Here is a 1475-nt window from a genome sequence, read left to right on the forward strand (position 1 = left end):
CACGGTCGGAGCGCCCTTCTCCTCCCACACGAGAAGGAGCCGGTTTCGCCGCTGCTTCTTCCAAGCGATGTGCTAGTACAAGAGTAATTTTAGGGATAATTAGGGTAAGAGGTGTGGGAAGTGTGGGAGGTGTGAGGGAAATAGTTGTGATTAAATTTTAAAATGGAAGAAAAAGGTAAAAAGTATTTTAGAACTCACGAGGATTTAGCTATTTATAAATTGGCATTCTCAGTAGCGATGGAAATTTTTGAGCAGTCTAAAAAGTTCCCAGTAGAAGAAAAATACTTTTTGACTGACCAAATTCGCCGTTGTTCTCGTTCAGTCTGTGCAAATATGGCAGAAGTTTAGAGAAAACGCAGATATAAAGCTGCTTTTGTTGCTAAATTAAATGACTGTGAAGCAGAGGTCGCAGAGGGTCAAGTTTGGTTAAAATTTGCAGTCAAATGTCAGTACATTAAAGTTGAAAAAGCAAGAGAACTTTATGAAACTTACAATCAAGTTCTCAGTAGATTAGTCAAGATGATTACCCATCCTGATGATTGGTTACTTGACTAACTCTCCACATTTCCCACACATCTTAATTTTTACATGGCTGTGAACTTCTCACCCTTCCCACACTTCCCACACTTCCCAGACTTCCCACCCTCCCAAAACTCTCTACTTAGTAGCTACTACTGCTAAATTCCAAGCAAATCTTTTCATTAAAGGTAACTTTTTCAACACCACATCCAACTTTTCTAATCTACGATACATTGGTTCTAAACGCTGATGTTCAATAATAATCTTCTTCCAATAACGTTCTTTATTTGGGTCAACCTTTTCAATTAAATAAAACTTGAGAAAAATCCATAGAGTCGCTAACCAAAAAGTATCATAAGCTGTTTCTGAATAGAGAGATTTAACAAAATCAACAATATTAATATCTAGAGGTGTTTCATCCTCAGTTCTCACTTTTGTCGCAATGCGTCGATAAACATTAATAACTGGATTATGTTTCAACGGGTCCCAAAAACAAGCTCTGCCACCAGGTTTAAGAACTCGGTGCATTTCCCTAATAGCTAATGTCGGATTTGGTAAATGGTGAAGTAAGTTGGAAGCGTAAACAAAATCAAAAGTATGATCGGGAAATTCTAATGCCATAGCATCCATAACTTTTCCTTCAACTTTTACACCATTTTTTTCCGCCAAATTAATAGTAACATCTACCATTCCTGGAGAATAATCTGTTGCTAAACACCGCGCTCCTTTTTTGGCAAAATAAACACTATTTTCTCCTGCACCACAACCTAAATCTAACAAGTATTTATCTGTTAAATCTCCTATTTGTTTGAGGATAAATCTGTTTTCCGGTGCGGTACAACTTTCAAAATAATCAACTACTCGAATACCTTCAATATCAATGGTTGATGCCCATATATCGTGAAATTTTCGTTCTTTAGCTAGTATTTCGTCTTGCATTTTTTAGATAGTTATCC

The 1475-nt window shown here is 36.9% G+C and carries 1 protein-coding gene and 1 pseudogene; one reads left to right on the forward strand and one right to left on the reverse strand.

Annotated features, from left to right (window positions below):
* Positions 1-162: 162 nt before the first annotated feature.
* Positions 163-555, forward strand: a pseudogene (locus F6K22_RS12545) (four helix bundle protein).
* Between the two features lie 102 nt (positions 556-657).
* On the opposite strand, the gene F6K22_RS12550 reads toward F6K22_RS12545, so the two are convergent.
* Positions 658-1458, reverse strand: coding sequence for a class I SAM-dependent methyltransferase (locus tag F6K22_RS12550; protein ID WP_293097835.1), 801 nt, complete (start codon positions 1456-1458; stop codon positions 658-660).
* Positions 1459-1475: the final 17 nt, after the last annotated feature.

Source organism: Okeania sp. SIO2F4 (assembly GCF_010672385.1).
GTDB lineage: Bacteria > Cyanobacteriota > Cyanobacteriia > Cyanobacteriales > Microcoleaceae > Trichodesmium.